The organism is Mucilaginibacter sp. GW821-FHT07H05, assembly GCF_059418485.1.
This window is the reverse complement of record NZ_JBWKPY010000003.1, coordinates 163,218-181,050: the sequence shown is the minus strand read 5'-3', so window position 1 is coordinate 181,050 and position 17,833 is coordinate 163,218. Positions and strand designations below refer to the sequence as shown.

The 17,833-nt window shown below is 43.1% G+C and carries 17 protein-coding genes and 1 riboswitch; of the genes, 11 read left to right on the top strand and 6 right to left on the bottom strand.

Annotated features, from left to right (window positions below):
- Positions 1 to 41 precede the first annotated feature (41 nt).
- Both AC07M6_RS08635 and AC07M6_RS08630 read left to right on the top strand, forming a co-directional pair.
- The gene (locus tag AC07M6_RS08635) at positions 42 to 1,589 is read left to right on the top strand and encodes a dihydrolipoamide acetyltransferase family protein (RefSeq protein WP_494888604.1); all 1,548 of its coding nucleotides are present in this window, start codon (positions 42 to 44) and stop codon (positions 1,587 to 1,589) included.
- Positions 1,590 to 1,804: 215 nt separating this feature from the next.
- Positions 1,805 to 2,887, top strand: a complete 1,083-nt coding sequence (locus AC07M6_RS08630; protein ID WP_494888603.1) for an alpha/beta hydrolase family protein — start codon at positions 1,805 to 1,807, stop codon at positions 2,885 to 2,887.
- A 132-nt stretch (positions 2,888 to 3,019) separates the two neighbouring features.
- Here the strand turns inward: AC07M6_RS08630 and AC07M6_RS08625 are convergent, their stop codons facing one another.
- The 6 genes from AC07M6_RS08625 to AC07M6_RS08600 form a co-directional block, all read right to left on the bottom strand.
- Positions 3,020 to 3,811, bottom strand: a complete 792-nt coding sequence (locus AC07M6_RS08625; protein WP_494888602.1) for a polysaccharide deacetylase family protein — start codon at positions 3,809 to 3,811, stop codon at positions 3,020 to 3,022.
- A complete protein-coding gene (locus tag AC07M6_RS08620; RefSeq protein WP_494888601.1) occupies positions 3,808 to 4,746 on the bottom strand; it encodes a glycosyltransferase family 2 protein in 939 nt (312 codons plus the stop codon). The genes AC07M6_RS08625 and AC07M6_RS08620 overlap by 4 nt, the downstream gene beginning before the upstream one ends.
- On the bottom strand, positions 4,743 to 5,921 hold the full coding sequence (locus tag AC07M6_RS08615) for a glycosyltransferase family 87 protein (RefSeq protein ID WP_494888600.1): 1,179 nt from the start codon (positions 5,919 to 5,921) through the stop codon (positions 4,743 to 4,745). Before AC07M6_RS08615 ends, AC07M6_RS08620 begins: the two co-directional genes overlap by 4 nt.
- A gap of 260 nt (positions 5,922 to 6,181) precedes the next feature.
- The gene (locus tag AC07M6_RS08610; protein ID WP_494888599.1) at positions 6,182 to 7,417 is read right to left on the bottom strand and encodes a homoserine dehydrogenase; all 1,236 of its coding nucleotides are present in this window, start codon (positions 7,415 to 7,417) and stop codon (positions 6,182 to 6,184) included.
- Between the two features lie 5 nt (positions 7,418 to 7,422).
- Entirely contained in the window at positions 7,423 to 8,475 is a 1,053-nt protein-coding gene (locus tag AC07M6_RS08605) for a homoserine O-acetyltransferase family protein (RefSeq protein ID WP_494888598.1), read from the bottom strand.
- Positions 8,476 to 8,857: 382 nt separating this feature from the next.
- Positions 8,858 to 8,969, bottom strand: a riboswitch (SAM riboswitch).
- Between the two features lie 184 nt (positions 8,970 to 9,153).
- Positions 9,154 to 10,275: a trans-sulfuration enzyme family protein gene (locus AC07M6_RS08600; protein WP_494888597.1), complete on the bottom strand. Its 1,122-nt coding sequence runs from the start codon at positions 10,273 to 10,275 to the stop codon at positions 9,154 to 9,156.
- Between the two features lie 60 nt (positions 10,276 to 10,335).
- Here AC07M6_RS08600 and AC07M6_RS08595 point away from each other — a divergent pair, with 60 nt between their 5' ends.
- The 9 genes from AC07M6_RS08595 (at position 10,336) to AC07M6_RS08555 (ending at position 17,712) form a co-directional block, all read left to right on the top strand.
- Complete coding sequence (locus tag AC07M6_RS08595; RefSeq protein ID WP_494888596.1) at positions 10,336 to 10,845, top strand: hypothetical protein; 510 nt, start codon at positions 10,336 to 10,338, stop codon at positions 10,843 to 10,845.
- Positions 10,846 to 11,013: 168 nt separating this feature from the next.
- On the top strand, positions 11,014 to 12,207 hold the full coding sequence (gene mqnE / locus AC07M6_RS08590) for an aminofutalosine synthase MqnE (RefSeq protein ID WP_494888595.1): 1,194 nt from the start codon (positions 11,014 to 11,016) through the stop codon (positions 12,205 to 12,207).
- Positions 12,208 to 12,324: 117 nt separating this feature from the next.
- The gene (locus AC07M6_RS08585) at positions 12,325 to 12,945 is read left to right on the top strand and encodes a histidine phosphatase family protein (protein WP_494888594.1); all 621 of its coding nucleotides are present in this window, start codon (positions 12,325 to 12,327) and stop codon (positions 12,943 to 12,945) included.
- Between the two features lie 7 nt (positions 12,946 to 12,952).
- Positions 12,953 to 13,705, top strand: a complete 753-nt coding sequence (locus AC07M6_RS08580) for a menaquinone biosynthetic enzyme MqnA/MqnD family protein (RefSeq protein WP_494888593.1) — start codon at positions 12,953 to 12,955, stop codon at positions 13,703 to 13,705.
- 225 nt (positions 13,706 to 13,930) lie between these two features.
- On the top strand, positions 13,931 to 14,437 hold the full coding sequence (locus AC07M6_RS08575; protein ID WP_494888592.1) for a hypothetical protein: 507 nt from the start codon (positions 13,931 to 13,933) through the stop codon (positions 14,435 to 14,437).
- Between the two features lie 253 nt (positions 14,438 to 14,690).
- On the top strand, positions 14,691 to 14,888 hold the full coding sequence (locus tag AC07M6_RS08570) for a cold-shock protein (protein WP_194105848.1): 198 nt from the start codon (positions 14,691 to 14,693) through the stop codon (positions 14,886 to 14,888).
- A gap of 126 nt (positions 14,889 to 15,014) precedes the next feature.
- On the top strand, positions 15,015 to 16,262 hold the full coding sequence (locus tag AC07M6_RS08565) for an MFS transporter (protein ID WP_494888591.1): 1,248 nt from the start codon (positions 15,015 to 15,017) through the stop codon (positions 16,260 to 16,262).
- A gap of 132 nt (positions 16,263 to 16,394) precedes the next feature.
- Positions 16,395 to 17,306, top strand: coding sequence for an oxygen-dependent coproporphyrinogen oxidase (hemF, locus tag AC07M6_RS08560; protein ID WP_494888590.1), 912 nt, complete (start codon positions 16,395 to 16,397; stop codon positions 17,304 to 17,306).
- 4 nt (positions 17,307 to 17,310) lie between these two features.
- On the top strand, positions 17,311 to 17,712 hold the full coding sequence (locus AC07M6_RS08555) for a hypothetical protein (RefSeq protein ID WP_494888589.1): 402 nt from the start codon (positions 17,311 to 17,313) through the stop codon (positions 17,710 to 17,712).
- Positions 17,713 to 17,833: the final 121 nt, after the last annotated feature.

Below are 17,833 nucleotides of genomic sequence, written 5' to 3'. Positions count from 1 at the left end.
TTGGAATCGTTATTTTTGACCCATCTATACTGAATTTTAATATGGCCAAATACCAATTGTTGCTGCCAAAGATGGGTGAGAGTGTTGCAGAAGCGACGATCATCAGGTGGCTGAAATCTCCTGGAGATCATATCGAAGCGGACGAGGCAATAATGGAAATAGCGACTGACAAGGTCGACTCCGAAGTACCTTCACCCGTGAGCGGGATACTTGCCCAGCAATTATGTAATGAAAACGATGTTGTACAGGTAGGTGCGGTGATAGCTGAAATAGAAACCGGCGCAACGCCAGAGGATAAAACCACACCTGCACCTGCTGCCGAACCGGCGGCACCATCTGCGCCTGTTTATAAGGAATCATTCCCGGCAAATGATGCCGTTGAATTTGAAGAAGAACCCATACCGGGCATTAATCAGCTTAAACCGGAGGAACCGATTATACAGGTTCCGTCGTTTACCAATACCGACCGTTTTTATTCGCCCCTGGTTAAAAATATAGCGGCGCAGGAAAATATCAGCATAGCCGAACTGGATAAGATCCCCGGCACAGGCGCCGATGGCCGCCTGACTAAAGACGATTTACTGAACTATCTCAGCAAACGTACAGCTGCCCAGGCCAACAGGCCGTCGCCTGCCGCTACACAACAAGCACCAAGGCCACAGCCGCAGCAAGCGCCTCAACCGGTTGCACAACAAGCCGCACGCCCTGCAGCTCAAGCACAACAGGCCCCACAGGCAACACCTGCACAGCCACAACAAGAGCCAGCACAAGCGCCCAAACCGGCACAACCAATACCTCAGCCACAAGCCGCGCAAGCGCCTAAACCGGCAGCCGCGCCGCAAGCCCCGGCTCAGCCGAAGCCAGCTTATGTGGTTTCAGGCGGTGACGAGATTATTGAGATGGACAGGATGCGCCGGCTTATTGCCGATCATATGGTGATGAGCAAGCATACATCGCCGCACGTAACCTCATTTGTTGAGGCCGATGTAACCAACCTGGTAAAATGGCGCGAAAAAATTAAAAAGGATTTTGAAGGAAGAACAGGCGAACGCATCACTTTTACACCCATCTTTATTGAAGCGGTGGTAAAGGCGATCAAGGATTTCCCGCTGATCAATAGTTCGATATCGGGTACCCAGATCATTAAAAAGAAGGATATCAATATAGGTATGGCTACGGCTTTGCCAAGCGGCAACCTCATTGTGCCGGTTATCCATAAAGCTGATGGCCTAAACCTGACCGGTGTTACCAAATCGGTTAATGACCTGGCTAACCGCGCACGTAACAATAAACTGCAACCAGATGAAGTAAAGAACGGCACTTTTACCATTACTAACGTAGGTTCGTTTGGGAATGTAATGGGCACGCCAATTATTAATCAACCGCAGGTGGCTATACTGGCTGTTGGTATCATCAAAAAGAAACCGGCCGTATTAGAAACGAAAGAGGGTGATGTAATAGCGATCAGGCATATGATGTTTTTATCGCTATCGTATGATCACCGTGTAGTTGATGGCGCCTTAGGCGGATCATTTGTACGCCGTGTAGCCGATTACCTGGAGAACTGGGATATGAACCGGGAAATATAGTTTAGATTAAAGAAGATCAGTTAAATACCTTATGCAAAATTGCCGGAAATTTATTTCCGGCTTTTTTGTATAATATCGGCAGCGATGTAGTGTTTTGGCATAGATATTTATTGCTAAAAACGTGTTGTGCGATTGGAAAGTGATATAAAATGGAATAAAAAGTTGTGCGTTATATGGAGACTTTCTACATTTAGTTATCAATTAGTTCCCACATCATGCCGAAGACCAAACCAGATACAAAGTTCACTGCGTTTTTATTTTTATTGATGATGAATGCCGCGGTCGCATTTGGCCAGGCAGAGAACTACCCATTGCCGGACAAAGTAGCCCGAGATTTTAAAGATCTATTGAACCGCCCGATGGTGGACCCGAAGCCCCGGTTCGGCAACGTAAGCATGGATTCGATACAGGTAGATACTGGGAGTATCTATACCGAAGCCAACGAACGCATGCCGGTGCTTATTTACAAACCGGTAATAGCCGGGCAAACCAGGTTCCCGGTGGCGATATTCCTGCACGGCACCGGCGGCACTAAGGATCGGGGCGACATTAAGGCAATATTTATCAAACTGGCCAAATTGGGCATTATGGGTGTGGCTATTGACGCGCGTTACCATGGCCAGCGCATACCCGGCGGCGCTCACGGCAGTAAAGAATATACCGAGGCCGCTTACCAGGCCTTTAAAACCAACGACCAAACACACCATGCCTATCCTTTTTTGTATGATACCGCTTATGATCTTTGGCGATTGGTGGATTACCTGGTCACCCGCCCTGACGTTAAAGCCGACCGTATTGGTATGGGCGGCATATCCATGGGTGGGATGGAGACCTGGATGGCGGCATCGGTAGATACAAGGATACACGCGGCGGTGCTGGGCATTGCCGTACAAAGCTTTAAATGGAGCCTGGAGAATAACCAATGGCAAGGCCGTGCCGGCACTATTGGCGACGCCCATAAAAAAGCCGCCCATGACCTGGGCGATAGCACCGTTAATCAGGTCAATGTAAAAGCCGTATGGGACAAGATACTGCCCGGCATAACCGGCGAGTTTGATTGCCCGTCAATGATACGGCTTTTCGCGCCGCGGCCTTTACTGATATTAAGTAAGGACAAGGACTCTAACAACCCATACCCCGGCGCACAGATCGGTTTCGTTACGGTAACCGACGCCTACAAGGCCAGGAACGCCACCGACAAACTGGATATAGTTGTACAACCCAACCTGGCCCATGTTTTTAACGCGAAGGATGCCGATTTAACAATAGCGTTCTTTGCAAAATATTTGTTGGAATGACAGTTCACTAAATGCTAAAATCAATATATTAAAGAATATTTAGCTCCGGATTCAACCTTGTCGATTTACAATGATAAAGGAATATCAGTCGGTGGGGCATTAGATAATAATACTTTGCTTAGTTATGAGTTTTTATTTCCGGCTTTTTTGTATAATATCGGCAGCAAAATCGCCGGTGCGTTTAAACTGGTAACCTTTTTCCTGCGCCCATTTAATAAAATAACGCATGCGGGCGGTAAAATCATCGCCGGTATTCCTGGTTACATAACCGGGGAAGCCGTACTTTTCGGGCTTATCCAAATCGGTAAACTCCCAGGGGTGAAAGTATAAGTTCAGATAACCATCCTTACGGTGAGTAATATCGCACAACCATTTCAGGATAAACATAGGCAGGTTATGAAAACTCAGCCAGAACAACGGGAACCGCATAAAAGGCGAAACCGAAGAAGGGATCTGTAAAACACTATCCTGCCAAAACCATTTACGCGGCCGGTTGAAATTATTATAGCGGCCGGGGAGCCAGGTGGGGTTAATAGACGAATTGTATTTATAGCCCGCTTTTTGTATTTCTACTTCATCAACAGGCATCATACGGGCCATGCGGTAACCTTTAACCGGTGTATCGGCAATGGTTTCGAGCACCCGTTTTGATGATGCTAAATGCTCGGGTATAAACTCCGAATGGAAATAACCGTGCGATGCCAGTTCGTGCCCTTCTTCAACAATGCGCAAAATAATATCGGTTTTATGTTTGGCATAATTGGCTGTGCAGTAAAACGTAGCCTTAATTCCGGCATTCTTCAACAGGTTAAGTATAGTAACCGTGCCCTCGGTTGATACCGCTAACTGTTCGTCAAAGTCCAGCGTTTTGCCATACTCAAAGGGCATGTCAAATTCTTCTATATCAAAGCTTAACAATATCATTGGTTCACTTTTACTAAATTGGTTGACCGTACAATATAATTAGGCCGGTTTTTAGACTGCATAAACATTTTACCCAAATACAAGCCAATGATACCTAATACCATGAGCTGCATACCGCCAAAAAACACAACCGATGCCAAAACCGATGCCCAGCCCGCCACTTCATGCCCATATTTAAAAGTCCAGGCTATGTAAGGGATGTATAATAACGACATAAATGAGAAGAACGCGCCGATACCAATGGCGATATTCAACGGGCGCACACTAAACGCGGTAATCCCCTCTACGGCAAACCTGATCATGCGTTTAAAGGTATACTTGCTTTTACCCGAAAAACGCGGATCGGCCTGGTAATTAATGGCAAACTGCCTAAAGCCCAGCCATTTGATCAGGCCGCGCATAAACAGGCCATTCTCGTTTAACTGTACCAGTACATTGGCTACCTTACGGTCTATCAGCCGGAAATCGGCAGTGCCTTTTTCCAGTTTGGTGTCCGATAAGGAGTTGATCATATTGTAGAAAATATCCGATGTTTTGGTCTTGAAAAACGTGGCGTCATCCTGGTATTCGCGGGTGGAGTACACCACATCAAAGCCTTCTTCCCATTTGGCGAGGAATTGGGGGATCAGTTCGGGCGGGTGTTGCAAATCGCCATCCATGCTGATGATGCAATCGCCTTCAGCATAATCATACCCGGCTTTCAGCGCGTTTTGGTGGCCAAAATTGCGGGAAAGCTCCAGGTAGTAAAGGTTGCTGTTGATGCTGTTTAGCGATTTTAAAATCGCTAAAGTATTATCCGAACTGCCGTCATCAATAAAAATCACCTCGTAAGCATAAGGTAATTTTTTTAGCACCGCGGTTAAGCGCATCACCAGTTCGCTGACGTTGCTGGCTTCGTTAAAAGATGGAATAACTACCGATATTTTCTTGCTCATGTGGCCAATCCGGGTGTTGTTTCAGGTACTTGCTGTTTAAACTCCCTGGTTAAGATTTCGTAAATTATTTTAAGCCATATTACAAAACAGGGCAGCGCCTTTAATGCGTATGGTTTGATATACTGTTTGTTGATAAACTTCGGAAAAAGGTCTGAAGGCGACAAACTGGTTATGATCAAAGCAAATATCAGTAAAAAAATCTCAAATGGCTTAACTGGCCTGTCTAAGTTCATAAACCAGGTAGCTACTCCGGCAAAAGCTATAATATAAGTCGGCGACTCTGAACCGGTGCTGAATATTACCGTAAATAACAGGGCAGAGGCCAGGATCAATAACTGATAATGCAGGTTTTTAAAACTTTTAATACGCAGATAGGAGGTGGCAAACAACAGCATACCCGGTAAAATAACCAATGTGTTGGATAAGGCAGGGTAATTAAATATCCGCCTGATCATTCCCATAACCGAGATATCCTGCATATCAGAAAACGTATTATACTGGTTTTTTTCGCTCAGACTGGTATACCAATCGTGATAGGATTGTACGATAAACGATGGTGAAGAAAACAGCATGGGCAGTGCAAATAAAACTACCGACCAAAACATCAGGGAAATGATCAGCTTGATCTTATGATCAGAGAAGAAGAAAAATGCCAGTCCTACTATCCCATATAGTTTAATATAGGTACCGGCTATGATGAAAAAGGCCGCCCAAAAATCTTTTTTATTCCGAATAAAAATAAAACTAAAAATGATAATGGCCGTCATTATCGGGTTAAACTGTACGCTATAAGCCGCGGTCATCAATTCGTGCGCGCAGATTAAAAGCATAAAGTATTTATACTCGGTTTTTAGCGGCAGTAGCAGGATGGCTTTGTACAAAACCATGGCATTAAACATGGTCCACAATATGGCGCCAATGCCATCGGGCAGCAATGCAAAGGGGGCAATCAATATGCCGAACAGCGGGCCGTAATGATTAGTATCTAAAAAGAAATGGGGCTGGGGCGTGTATAAATTGTGCTGATGCAGCAGGTTGATAAAAGTATATTTATAAATGAGGTAATTGTTAATGGCATGCCCCATAACCATTTTAAAGGCGGCGAAAAAACTTAGCCCAAACCACAGGAAAGTAATAAATATTTTATTGCTTGATAGCTTATAAAGTTTTGACATTTAATCAGGGACAGTCAAATATTGACCAAATATAAAGATATGTTTAAATTTTGCCCTAAAAATTATACTTGTAGGGTAATTTAACCACGGAGGTCACGGAGTTTTTCACAGAGGGCACAGAGAATTGATTATAAGCTCTGTGTTCGTTGTGCTTCTCCCTCCGTGACCTCCGTGGTTAAATCTATGGCTGCACATCAAAAAAAAACAAAAAAGGCCTTCCGTGAAGAAAGCCTTTTAAACTTATTCGACTGAGAAATCCACTAAAAAACTTCGGCCGATTGTTTTGCTGCCAGGGCCAAATTAACCCCCGTTAACTGATCGGCAAAAGCAACAAATGCCTTGCTGTTCAGGATACGGTATTGATTATCGATCAGGTTTTGCAGATTGATCTTGCCGGTAACAAATTTATAATTGCCAGAATAAAAGCGTTCGTGGATATATTCAAACTGTAACGCTTCTACCAGGTCCTCATCTTCGTAACGCAGGTAAATATTCAGCTCGATATTATTCGTAAACTTCAGGTCCTTTTTTTGATGCGCTTTTTTGTATTCGTACTGATAATCGTAACGCAAGGCAGCGATATCCGATAATACCGCCGAACCGGTAGGGTGGCCGCCGGCCCCCTTGCCATAAAAAAATTGCTGATCGGCAAATGCCGCTTGCACGGTTACGCAATTGTACTCGTAATCTACATTGTATAAAAACTCGTTTTCGTTAACCAGTTTGGGTAATACAAACATGGTAACATGCTGGTCGTCCAGTTCTTTTGCTACAGGTACCAGCTTTATCTTTAATTTCTTTTCGCGGGCATATTGCAGATCATAAGCCGACAGGTTTTGGATGCCAACGTTCAGCACTTCCTCTGGTTTTATAATTACGCCATAGGCATGGGCCGCGGCAATCACCAGCTTAAATTTGGCATCAAATCCGCCAACGTCCATCGTCGGGTCGGTTTCTGCAAAACCTAAATCCTGCGCCAGTTTAAGCGCGGTATCATAATCCATGTTTTCGTTATATCCTTTAGAGAGAATATAATTAGATGAGCCGTTAAAAATACCGCTGATAGAGTGCAGTAACTCGTTATCATAATACTCCTCCAGGTTACGGATAATGGGGATACTGCCGCAAACCGCGCCCTCATACAGCAAAGATGTGCCATACTGATGCTGCAGGTCTATTAATTCCTGTAAATAAAGGGCCACCATTTTTTTGCTGGACGACACCACATTTTTGCCTGTACTTAAAGCGGTAGAAACGATATCATAAGCCGCTTCGGTATCGTTAATCAGTTCTACAATCGTATTGATCTCGGGGTTGTTCAGTAGTTCGTCCTTATCGGTAGTAAATAGTTCGGATGGGAGCGAGCGTTTTTTTGACGCGTCTTTAATAGCTATTTTAACAATCTCGATGTTCAGGTTTTTGGTTCGGATGATATCATATAAGCCCTGGCCAACCACGCCAAAGCCAAAAAGTCCAATTTTAAGTTTCTTACTCATTATGTTTATGCTGTTTGCTGCAAGTCGATGATCTTGCCTTTTACGTCTGTTTTAAAAAATGATGAAATAACGTTGGTCAGGATCTCGGTATCTATTAAAAATCCGTCGTGACCATATAGTGAATCTATCTCGGCCAAAGCCGCTTTTGGGATATGCCTGAAAAGGTATTGCTGTTCTTCAATAGGGAATAACACGTCGGATTTAATACCGATAACCAGTGTTTTAGCGATAACAGTACTTAAGGCCTTTTCAACGCCGCCACGGTTACGCCCGGCATTGTGCGAATCCATTACCTTGGTAAGGTACCAATAACTATAGGCATTAAAACGGTTAACCAGTTTTTGCCCCTGGTAGTTTTGATAACTGGCCGCCCGGTAATTATGCAGTTCGTCGGTTTGTTCCTGTTGGGTAATATGATAAGTTTTATAATTACGGTAGGAGAGCAGGGCTATGGTGCGGGCCGCTTTTAAACCTTTGCTGCCGCCATCGGGCGTATTATCGTAAAAAGTGCTATCAGCGCTTAAAGCCAGGCGCTGCGATTCGTTAAAAGCAATGCCCCAGGGCGAATGGCGCGCGTTAGTAGCTATCAATATTTGATTTTTGATGCGTTCGGGTTCCATTATGCTCCATTCCAATGCCTGTTGCCCGCCTAATGAACCGCCAAGTAATACTTCTATCTGATCGATACCTAAATGAGCGGCTAATAACTGGTGCGCCTTTACAATATCGCGAATAGTAAACTCGGGGAAGGTAAGATAATAGGGTAGGTTAGTGGCCGGATTAATGCTTAACGGATTGGTAGTACCATAAGCCGATCCTAATATATTGGCGCATACAATAAAATGCTCGTCGGGGTTAAAGTAAAAACCATCGCCAAAAAGGCCTTTCCACCAGTCCAGCACATCCGAGTTGGCCGTAAGCGCGTGGCAAACCCATACCACGTTATTGCGTTGTTTATTGAGGGTGCCGTACGTATGAAAACCGATCTCGAGATTAAGCAGCTGCTTACCCGATTCCAATTCAAATGCCTGCTGATATTTAAATATTTGTGTATTCATGTTCAAATGGGTTATTCGGGCTGCGGCCGGGCATTCAATCCGGCGGCAGCCTCTATAACCGGTTATATCACTTATAAAAAACTAAAAAATGTTAAACTGATTATCGCTTTGCTGTTATGCTGAGTTTTACATTTTAAAACTATGGTTGACATGGTATAATTTTTTAATAAATAAATTGTGTAATTGATTGATAGGTAAGGATATAAGCTATCCCTGGCTATACACGTATTTTCGGTAAATTTGGAAAAGGGAACGTGTATGTTAGCAACAGCAGCTACAACAGATCGGCATATCGCCATGAGCGATATTACAGGTTGAAGGCATACGCGTTTGCGTAGGAGCGGGTTGTTGCTGGATGTAAATTTTAATTTTCATGGTTGTTAATTTATAACCCCCGATGATCCATTCACCGGGCCAGGTTTTGGCACCTTCTCCATTTTGGAGGGTTGCCAGTGGGTCTCTGAGCCTGATCTCTCGCCACTTCTTTATAAACCAAAACCTTTTTGAAGGGAATTGATTTTTTTTAGTATCGCTACCAAATAATGTTCCAAATATAGGTTGAAAAGACGTATCTCTCCAAATTAAATTTCATTTTAAGCATAAAGCTGAAAGGCGAAAGCATAAAGCAGCCATAAAAACCGGACAAAAAAGTAGCTTTCAGCTTTATGCCTTGTGCTTTTAGCTTGCCAAAGCCTGCTCCATATCCGCAATCAAATCATCAATATGCTCTAACCCGACCGATACACGCAGTAAATTTTGCGGCGTTTTAGTATCCGGCCCCTCTACAGATGCACGATGCTCTATCAAACTTTCTACACCGCCTAAGCTGGTGGCTATGGTGAACAGGTTGAGTTTGGATAACACCTGTTTAGCTTCATCGGCGCCGCCTTTAACACAAAACGAAAACATAGCGCCAAAGCCCAGCATTTGGTCTTTTGCTATCTGATGTTGCGGGTGCGATTGAAGCCCGGGGTACATTACGGTTTCTACTTTAGGATGTTTTTCTAAATATGCAGTCAGTAACGTGGCGTTGCTGGCATGCCCTTTCATACGGTAAGGCAATGTTTTAAGGCTGCGTACTAAGTAGTAGCAGTCCATAGGCGAGGGGATGGCGCCACCCATTTCCTGTACCCCGAGTATTTTTAACCACCAGTCGCTTTTTTCTGGTGTGATCAGTGCGCCGCCCATCAAATCGCTATGGCCGCCAAAGTATTTGGTGCTGGAGTGCATCACCAGATCGGCCCCTAAAGCTAAAGGCTGCTGAAAAACAGGAGTAGCAAAAGTATTATCGCACACTACTTTAATATCTCCATGCTGTTTGGCAATGGCTATTACCTTTTTTATATCGGTTACCTTTAATAAGGGGTTTGATGGGGTTTCTATCCAAATTAAGCCGGTGTTGGGTTTAATATGCGCGTTTAAAATGGCTTCGTTGTTCACATCAATAAAATCAAACTCCAGGATCCCCGCAAACAGGGTTTTAATCTGATTACGCAGGCCATGATACATATCATCAGGGGCGATAATATGTGTACCTGGTTTTAAGGATTGAAAAACCGCCATACCCGCCGCGTTGCCTGATGAAAAGGCCGCGGCCTCAACACCGCCCTCTAATTGGGCCAAAACATTTTCCAGCAAATGCCGGTTAGGGTTAGCCGAGCGACTGTAGATATAGCCTTTTGCATAGCTGCCGTCAACTTCCCGCTCGAATGTGGTAGACATGACGATAGGTTGAATTACCGCTTTAGTAGCATCATCAATTTTGTTTCCGGCGTGTATGGCAATGGTTTCAATTTTCATATTTGTATATAGTAGCGTTCGGCAGCAAAATTACGTAATGGTATTTAAAAACCTCATTTCATGAAAAAACTGTTTTGCATTTTTATAGCCCTGTTTTTTATAGCCTGTAAAAAAGATACTACACCATATATTACCGAATTTACGAACAGCCAGAAAGCCTGGAACTTATTTAAGGCCTCCGTAAATAATAACTACTCGTACGTCACCTATAATGGTTCGGTATTTGGCGGTTATCACGAAACAAAAATAACCGTACAAAACGGCAAAGTAACCGGCAGGGCTTTCCTGGTAGGCATGTATGCGGCTAACAGCCATGTGCTTGATATAAAAGACAACTGGACAGAGGACGCGACAACTTTAGGTACTCACCAGCAGGGGGCTCCATTACTTACGCTTGATGATATTTATGCAAAGTGCAAAAGTGAATGGCTATCGGCAGACAAAAACAAAAACGATGTGATATTTGAAGCCGATGCACGGAGCCTTATATCAAGCTGTGGCTACGTACCTAACGGCTGCATGGACGATTGCTTTAGCGGTGTACACATTAAGTCTATTACCGGTTTATAAATTAAACCTGCTTACCTGTGGCTACAGCCCCAACGATTGTTTAGATTAAGCTTTACCGGAGTATACTTGAAAGAAATACAATAGCCGGCCGGTTCTGTTGCAAATACTTACACCAAAATGATATTCTGAAACGGCAAATCCGTACTTTTGCATCAAACGTACTATTGAATGCAAACTGAGCAAAATCTACAACTATTACTGCACGATCCGCATTTACCTGCCGAACTAAAAAGCATAGCCGAAAAGGTATTAAATAATCAACGCGTTACATTTGATGAGGGTGTTTTGCTATACGAAAAAGGTGAGCTGGGTTATTTAGGCGTATTGGCTAACTATATACGCGAGCAAAAACATGGTGATAAAACCTTTTTTAACCGCAACTTCCATATCGAGCCTACCAACCTTTGCGTATACGATTGCAAATTCTGTTCATACTCACGCCTGATCAAAGAACGGTCTGAAGGGTGGGAGTATACCATGGACGATATGCTCAACATCGTAAAAAAATATGATAACGAGCCGGTTACCGAAGTGCATATTGTTGGCGGTGTATTGCCGCAGTATGATGTGCCTTTCTATATGGAACTGTTCAGGCGGATTAAAGAACATAGGCCCGAATTACATGTTAAGGCCTTAACGCCGGTTGAATATCACTATATCTTTAAAAAGGCCAAGCTGGATTACGCTACCGGCATGCGCATGATGAAAGAAGCCGGACTGGAAAGTATGCCTGGCGGTGGCGCCGAGATTTTTCACCCGGAAATACGTGATCAGATAGCTAAGGATAAATGTACCGCCGACCAATGGCTGCAAATTCACGAGGAATGGCACAAACTGGGTCAACGGTCTAACGCTACCATGCTTTATGGCCATATAGAGGCATACAAGCACCGGGTTGACCATATGGAACGCCTGCGCCAGTTGCAGGATAAAACCGGCGGTTTCCAAACCTTTATTCCGCTGAAATTCCGTAATAAGGACAATCAGATGTCGCACATTGCCGAAGTATCTGTAATAGAGGACCTGCGCAACTATGCCATAGCACGCATCTACCTGGATAATTTTGATCATATTAAAGCCTATTGGGCTATGATCAGTCGCACTACAGCGCAACTTTCTTTAAATTTTGGTGTTGATGATATAGATGGTACGCTTGATGATACCACCAAAATATACAGCATGGCAGGCGCCGAAGAGCAACATCCCGGCATGAGCACACGCGAGTTGGTGGAGCTGATTAAACAAGCGGGCCGGTACCCGGTAGAAAGGGATACCCTATATAATGTGGTGACAGATTATATGGAATACCAGTTCCCCGAGCAGGCAAAGCCGCAGTTTTATAAATTACCCGTAATAAATTAGGTCATTTGCTGCGCGGTCATTGAGTCATTAGGTCATTATGCATTATTATTTCCAATGCGCCAATGACAGCGAAGCGTAATGACTCAATGACAACGAAGTAAATGACAGCGAAGCGAAATGACTAAAAAGACACTATACATCGTACGCCACGGCCAAACAGACTTAAACAAACAGGGGATTGTGCAGGGCAGGGGTATGGATACCGAATTAAATGCTGAAGGCAGGTTACAGGCCGATTTGTTTTACGGCATGTATAAAAATATACCTTTTGATAAGATCTACATATCCGAACTAAGGCGCACCCAGCAAAGTATACAGCAGTTTATTGATGCGGGCATCCCATACCAAAAACTATCAGGGCTGGATGAGCTGGCCTGGGGAATATACGAGGGTAAAGCGAGTACCCCCGAAACTAAAGCCGCCTTTTTACAGGTAATGCGCAAATGGACAGCTGGTGAACTTGATATAAAGTTTGAGAATGGCGAAAGCCCTAACGAGGTACAAGCCCGCCAAAAGGAAGCCCTGGCTACAATAATGAACCACCCCGAAGAGAAGAATGTGCTGATCTGCATGCACGGACGGGCCATGCGCTTATTTCTATGCTTATTAACCGGGCAGCCATTAACTAAAATGGAAGAATTTCCGCACCAAAACCTGGTACTTTATAAAGTAGCTTACGATGGGCAGCAGTTTGAGATCGTTGATTTTAATAATTCCATACATTTAAAAAATCATTAACCACCCTGTGGATCAAATAAAAATATCGGCGGTTAGTTATACTAACACGCAACCTTTTATATATGGCCTGCGCCATACAGATATTATTAATAAAATAAACCTGAGCCTGGATATCCCGGCAGATTGCGCCCAAAAGTTAATTGATAATAAAGTTGATATTGGCCTGATCCCCGTAGCCGCCGTAATCAATTTACCGCACTGGGAAATTGTATCCGATTATTGCATTGGTGCCGATGGCCCCGTTAATTCGGTTTTTATATTCAGTAATTGTGAAATACACCAGGTAACAACCCTGCAACTCGATCCCGAATCTCGTTCGTCTAACAACCTGGCCCGTGTTTTATTGCAAAATTATTGGCAATTAACGCCGCAAATGGTAGTTAACGCTACAGATTACGGGCAATCTGATGAGCAAAACACCGCCTTTGTGCAAATAGGCGACCGCACTTTTGGAAAGAAGGGTAAATACGCCTACAACTATGATTTGGCCGAAGAATGGAAAGCCTTTACCGGTTTGCCTTTTGTATTTGCCGCCTGGATAGCCAACAAAAATATCCCGCAGGAGTTTATAACCGAGTTTAACAGATCTTTAAAATACGGACTGGATAACCGCCAAACAGTTATCAGTCAGTTACCTGCACGTACGGATTTTGATTTGGATGATTATTTAATGCATAAGTTAGATTTTTCGCTTACTGCTGATAAGATCAAAGCATTGCATTTATTTATAGATTACATAAAAAAGCTTAATTTGTTATAAATATGTTAATGATTTATTGTTTTTGATAAATTATTGTTAATGACATTGAGCTAACAAGGTAAAAAAGCCATTAGGATATTGTAAAAAACACACTAAGTAAATTGATATAATTTCAATATCCCAACAAAAACATACACATATTATGAAATTTTCATAAAAATTAAATTTTATTTGCGAAAACATCAATTACAATGTATTTTTGTTTCGGATTTAAAATTTAAGACAATGAAAAAATTAATATTAGCAGCTGCCTTTGCAGCAACGTTTAGCCTAACTGCAGTAGCTGCAGATGGTGGCAAAAAGTACGGTGATGATTCTAAAAACATATCATACTTCGTATTAAACCAGTTCAATGCCGATTTCAACAGTGCTGAAAATGTGGTATGGACTATTACCCCAACTACTCAAAAAGCTGATTTTACAGTTGAAGGTGTTAAAAAGACCGCTTTTTACAGCCTGGTAGGTACTTACCTTGGTGTAACCGAAGAAGTTGCCTTCAAACAAATTCCATCATCAGCTAAAAAAGAATTGGCTGATACTTACAAAGATTACACTGTAGGCCAGGTGATCAAATTTCAATCTGCCGAGCCGGATGCATCTTTTTATGTAAACTTAGCTATCTCTCAGCCAGAAACTATCGACTACTTTGTTGATCTGAAAAAAGCTGATAGCGAAATCTTAGTAAGAGTATCTGCCCAGGGTGGTGTTTATTTCTTCAAACAGATAAAATAATTAAACTCTCTTATAAAATGCAAGCCCCCGGTTTTTTTACCGGGGGCTTTTTTTATTTGGAATATTGCGTGTTTTACATTGGTTTTTATACCTCATTATTAGTAAAACAAAATATTTGTTTTTTTTTACAATAAATTTATATATTTGGATAACAGGATTTTAATTTAATTCCTTTCTGATAATTAATCGGTTTATTTTTCAGTCTGGTTTTGTAATAATCTAAAAAGAACAATTTTAATACGCTAATTATATTATGAAAACTGGAAAAGTAAAATGGTTTAACACACAAAAGGGCTTCGGATTTATCATTACCGAAGAAGGAAAAGACCTTTTTGTACATTTTAAAGATGTACTGGGTGGAGTAAACGCTATCAAGGATAATGATAACGTTGAGTATGAGGTGGAAGAAGGCAGAAAAGGATTACAGGCAGTAAAAGTGAAAAAGGTATAATCTATAATTCTGATAGAGCTAAACCTTTGGCATAAGCCAGAGGTTTTTTTATGCAAAAATTTTCCATAGTGCCTTTAATCTTTTATTTTAGGCTACCAATTACATCCCTATTACCATAACATATATATGACTAACATTACCACCCAGCGGGCCAATATTAATATGATCTTTTTAGTACTGGTTGCCTCCCTTGGTTACTTTGTTGATATTTACGACCTGCTTATTTTTTCGATAGTACGGATAAAAAGCCTTACGGACATTGGCGTTGCCGCTGCCGATATCAAAGCAACCGGAACGTTTATTATCAATGTGCAAATGTTTGGCCTGTTGTTGGGCGGCATTTTATGGGGAATAATAGGTGATAAGCTTGGCCGCATAAAAGTGCTGTTTGGTTCCATCCTTTTATATTCGATCGCTAATTTTTTAAACAGCTATGTTACCGATGTTAATACATATGCTATTGTCCGTTTTGTTGCCGGCGTTGGCCTGGCGGGCGAATTAGGTGCAGGCATAACCCTTGTTAGCGAAACCATGAGTAAGGAAAAGCGCGGCTACGGCACCATGATCATAGCCGTAGTTGGCTTGTTTGGCGCGGTATTGGCCAACATAGTAGCTAAGGATTTTGGCTGGCAAAATGCCTACCGGGTAGGGGGCGCTTTAGGGATCATCCTGTTAGCACTCCGTATGGGGACCTTTGAATCGGGCATGTTTAAGGATGCGGAGAAATCAAATGTATCGCGCGGTAATTTTCTGATGCTGTTTTCTGATCGTAAACGTTTTTTTAAATACCTGTATTGCATTTTAATAGGTGCGCCGCTATGGTATGTGGTAGGGGTGCTGGTAACGCTTTCTCCCGAGTTTGGCAAGGCCATGGGCGCAAAAGAAGTTTTAAGCGCTGGCGATGGTGTATTGTATACCTATATCGGTATATCGGTCGGCGATCTTTTTGCCGGCTTACTGGCCCAGATTACCAAATCGCGCAGGTTAACCATGCTGGTTTTCCTTTTATTATCGGTAGTAAGCGTAGTGGTTTATCTTAGCTCAAAAGGATTAACCGCCACCCAGTTTACCTGGATCTGCTTTTTTATGGGATGCAGCGTGGGCTATTGGGCTACATTTGTAACGATAGCCTCCGAGCAATTCGGCACCAATTTACGCGCTACGGTAACAACCACGGTCCCCAACTTTGTACGTGGCGCGCTGATTCCCATAAACGCCCTGTTTGCCCTATTTAGCGCGCATTATGGTATGTTGCAGGCAGGGTATATCATGATGGCCTTGCTTACCGTCGTCGCTTTGTTCTCCCTTAGCCAGCTAAAAGAAACATTTGGGAAAGATTTGAATTATGTGGAGGGCGACGTTACGCCGATATAGTCATTAGTCATTAGTCAAATTTCGTTTTAGATACTTTGTTTTGATCTTCAATCAGATTATTACAATAAAATTTGAAACCGGAATGACTGACGCGTAATAACAAATGACTGAAAAATACCCACCTTTGCGCTGATGATCACCAAAGAACAAATAACTGCCGATTATAAAACCATACAGGATGAAATTTGTGCCGCGCTGGAGCATTTAGACGGCACAGCAGGGTTTGAAGAAGAGATTTGGGAGCGCGAAGGCGGCGGCGGCGGCCGTACCCGGGTTATCCAAAACGGTAACATTCTGGAGAAAGGCGGTGTCAACTTTTCGGCCGTTTACGGGGATTTGCCCGATGTGGTAAAAAAATCCTTAAAGGTGGAGCAGAATGATTTCTTCGCGACGGGGATCTCCATCGTTATGCACCCCAATCATCCCATGGTGCCTATCATCCACATGAATATCCGCTATTTTGAGATGCCTTCATCTTTTGGCGATGACCAGCAACCGGTGCGCTGGTTTGGCGGCGGTATCGATTTAACCCCACACTATATTTTTGATGAAGACGCCACATATTTCCACCAGCATTTAAAGGATGTATGCGGTCAATTCAATACAGGCTTTTACCCCAAATTCAAAGCCTGGGCCGATGATTACTTCTATATCAAACACCGCCAGGAAACCCGTGGCATAGGCGGTATATTTTACGATAAGCTGGTTGCTACTGATGATTTAAGCTGGACGGATATCTTTGAATTTTCCAAAGCATTAGGCCGCTCGTTCATCCCGGTTTATACCGAACTGGTGAACCGGAATCGCAACAAAACTTATACCGAACAACAGCAGGAGTGGCAATACCAGCGCCGCAGCCGCTATGCAGAGTTTAACCTGGTATATGATGCCGGCACTAAATTCGGGCTGGAAACAAATGGCCGTATCGAATCGATATTAATGAGCCTGCCGCCAACCGCCAAATGGTTGTATAATTACCAGGCCGAAGACAATACTGAAGAGGCCCGTACGTTATCACTCCTGAAAAAAGGTATTAACTGGTAAAACTATGATCCGTAAACTAACCGTTGCTTCCTTATTGATCATTACCTGCTGCTCGGCATTCCAGGCCGCGCCAACGCTTAAAGGCACCTGGACATTTAAAGGCGGTATTTATAATGGTAAAAAGGAGGGAGCGCCAACCGACTATACACTCCAGCGCAAATACCAGTCCGATAAATTCGACGCGTTTTTATTAGAGAAAGGGGAGAAGCCGCAAAAATATCAATCGGGCAATTACAGCCTTAAAAAGGATACTTGCGCAGAGACGGAGACCTACAGCGCGCAGCCATCAAAAATGACCGGGAAAATGATGAAATATCATTACACCATCCGCCGGGACACGCTGATTTTGCAGGGTATTTTACCTACCGGAATGAAGGTGGAAGAGTATTGGAAAAGGGCAAAATAATTGTGGATAAATATAGCTCTGAAAATGGGCATTTTATGTGTAAAACAGGTAATATGTTAGTAAAAAAATGTGGCGCTAAGCTTAAAATTCCTATCTTCGCAGGTCGCTTTGAAAAATAAAA

What these genes read in the sequence shown, in the direction of transcription:
- AC07M6_RS08575 (WP_494888592.1), top strand. Translation starts at nt 13,931, where the DNA reads ATGAAAAAATTAATATTAGCAGCTGCCTTTGCAGCAACGTTTAGCCTA.
- AC07M6_RS08615 (WP_494888600.1), bottom strand. Translation starts at nt 5,921, where the DNA reads ATGTCAAAACTTTATAAGCTATCAAGCAATAAAATATTTATTACTTTC.
- hemF (WP_494888590.1), top strand. Translation starts at nt 16,395, where the DNA reads ATGATCACCAAAGAACAAATAACTGCCGATTATAAAACCATACAGGAT.
- AC07M6_RS08565 (WP_494888591.1), top strand. Translation starts at nt 15,015, where the DNA reads ATGACTAACATTACCACCCAGCGGGCCAATATTAATATGATCTTTTTA.
- AC07M6_RS08555 (WP_494888589.1), top strand. Translation starts at nt 17,311, where the DNA reads ATGATCCGTAAACTAACCGTTGCTTCCTTATTGATCATTACCTGCTGC.
- AC07M6_RS08625 (WP_494888602.1), bottom strand. Translation starts at nt 3,811, where the DNA reads ATGATATTGTTAAGCTTTGATATAGAAGAATTTGACATGCCCTTTGAG.
- AC07M6_RS08635 (WP_494888604.1), top strand. Translation starts at nt 42, where the DNA reads ATGGCCAAATACCAATTGTTGCTGCCAAAGATGGGTGAGAGTGTTGCA.
- AC07M6_RS08585 (WP_494888594.1), top strand. Translation starts at nt 12,325, where the DNA reads ATGACTAAAAAGACACTATACATCGTACGCCACGGCCAAACAGACTTA.
- mqnE (WP_494888595.1), top strand. Translation starts at nt 11,014, where the DNA reads ATGCAAACTGAGCAAAATCTACAACTATTACTGCACGATCCGCATTTA.
- AC07M6_RS08595 (WP_494888596.1), top strand. Translation starts at nt 10,336, where the DNA reads ATGAAAAAACTGTTTTGCATTTTTATAGCCCTGTTTTTTATAGCCTGT.
- AC07M6_RS08570 (WP_194105848.1), top strand. Translation starts at nt 14,691, where the DNA reads ATGAAAACTGGAAAAGTAAAATGGTTTAACACACAAAAGGGCTTCGGA.
- AC07M6_RS08605 (WP_494888598.1), bottom strand. Translation starts at nt 8,475, where the DNA reads ATGAATACACAAATATTTAAATATCAGCAGGCATTTGAATTGGAATCG.
- AC07M6_RS08610 (WP_494888599.1), bottom strand. Translation starts at nt 7,417, where the DNA reads ATGAGTAAGAAACTTAAAATTGGACTTTTTGGCTTTGGCGTGGTTGGC.
- AC07M6_RS08620 (WP_494888601.1), bottom strand. Translation starts at nt 4,746, where the DNA reads ATGAGCAAGAAAATATCGGTAGTTATTCCATCTTTTAACGAAGCCAGC.
- AC07M6_RS08600 (WP_494888597.1), bottom strand. Translation starts at nt 10,275, where the DNA reads ATGAAAATTGAAACCATTGCCATACACGCCGGAAACAAAATTGATGAT.
- AC07M6_RS08630 (WP_494888603.1), top strand. Translation starts at nt 1,805, where the DNA reads ATGCCGAAGACCAAACCAGATACAAAGTTCACTGCGTTTTTATTTTTA.